The organism is Paraburkholderia sp. USG1, from assembly GCF_031570135.1.
GTDB classification, from domain to species: domain Bacteria; phylum Pseudomonadota; class Gammaproteobacteria; order Burkholderiales; family Burkholderiaceae; genus Paraburkholderia; species Paraburkholderia dioscoreae.
Map to the genome: position 1 here is coordinate 1 of NZ_JAMWXW010000074.1, position 1,715 is coordinate 1,715.

Sequence of the window (1,715 nt, forward strand, 5' to 3'; positions counted from 1 at the left end):
GCACCCATCAAGGACATGCTGTTCGTGATGAAAGAACTGGCCGGTCTCGAACACATCGCGACGCTGCCGGGCTTCGAAGACGCGAACCTCGACACCGCGCAGGCCGTGCTCGAAGAGTCGGCGAAACTGTGCAGCGAAGTGCTGGCACCGCTGAATGTCGAAGGCGATCGCAATCCGAGCAGCTGGAAAGACGGCGTGGTCACCGCAACGCCTGGCTTCAGGGAAGCGTTCCGGCAGTTCGGCGAAGGCGGTTGGCAAGGCGTGCAGCACCCGCTCGACTACGATGGCCAGGGTTTGCCCAAGCTGATTGCCACAGCCTGTATCGAGATGCTCAACGCGTCGAATCTGTCGTTCGCGCTGTGCCCGCTGCTCACGGATGGCGCCATCGAGGCGCTGCTCACGGCGGGCAGCGAGGAGCAGAAACAAACGTACGTGCCCAAGCTCATTTCCGGCGAATGGACCGGCACGATGAACCTGACCGAGCCGCAGGCCGGCTCCGATCTCGCGCTGGTGCGCACGCGCGCCGAACCGCAGGGCGACGGTTCGTTCAAACTGTTCGGCACGAAGATTTTCATCACGTGGGGCGAGCACGACATGGCGAAGAACATCGCGCATCTCGTGCTGGCGCGCACGCCGAACGCACCCGAAGGCGTGAAGGGCATTTCGCTCTTCATCGTGCCGAAGTTTCTCGTCAATGAAGACGGTTCGCTCGGCGAGCGCAACGACGTGCATTGCGTGTCGATCGAACACAAGCTCGGCATCAAGGCGAGCCCGACCGCGGTGCTGCAGTTCGGCGACCACGGCGGTGCGATCGGTCATCTGATCGGCGAGGAAAATCGCGGTCTCGAGTACATGTTCATCATGATGAACGCGGCGCGGTTTGCGGTTGGCATGCAAGGCATCGGCGTGTCGGACCGTGCTTACCAGAAGGCGGTGGCGTACGCGAAAGACCGCGTGCAAAGCCGTCCGGTGGATGGTTCCGCGAAACAGCCGGTCGCGATCATTCAGCACCCCGACGTGCGCCGCATGCTCGCGACCATGCGCGGCCTGACCGAGGCGTCGCGTGCGCTGGCTTACGTGGCTGCAGCTCATTGCGATATCGCGCACCGTCACGCGGACGAAGCCACGCGAGCGGAACATCAGGCGATCTACGAATACCTCGTGCCGATCGTGAAGGGCTGGAGCACGGAACTGTCGATCGATGTGACGAGCCTCGGCGTGCAGGTGCATGGCGGCATGGGCTTCATCGAGGAAACCGGCGCTGCGCAGTACTACCGCGACGCGCGCATTCTGCCTATTTACGAAGGCACGACCGCGATTCAGGCCAACGACCTGATCGGCCGCAAGACGGTGCGCGACGGCGGCAAGATAGCGAAGTCGCTGCTCGCCGGAGTGGCTGAAACGATCGAAGCACTCGGCGCGCAGCAAGGCCCGGCGTTCGAGTCGATGAAGAAGTATCTCGCGCAGGGTCATCGCTCGTTGAGCGCGGTGGTTGAGTTTGTGGTCGCCAATACGAAGAGTGACCCGAATGCGGTATTCGCCGGCAGCGTGCCGTATCTGAAACTCGCGGGCATCGTGCTCGGCGGCTGGCAGATGGCGCGTGCGCTGCTCGTGGCGGCCGGGAAGCGCGACGAAGACCCTTCGTTCTACGGCGCCAAGATCGCGACCGCGCAGTTCTATGCCGAGCACCTGCTGCCGCTGGCCTCGGCGCTCGA

The 1,715-nt window shown here is 63.4% G+C and carries 1 protein-coding gene; it reads left to right on the forward strand.

The window, feature by feature from the left end; all coding sequences use genetic code 11:
- A partial coding sequence (locus NE850_RS39290) for an acyl-CoA dehydrogenase (protein ID WP_310700416.1) occupies positions 1-1,715 on the forward strand: 1,715 nt, incomplete at both ends.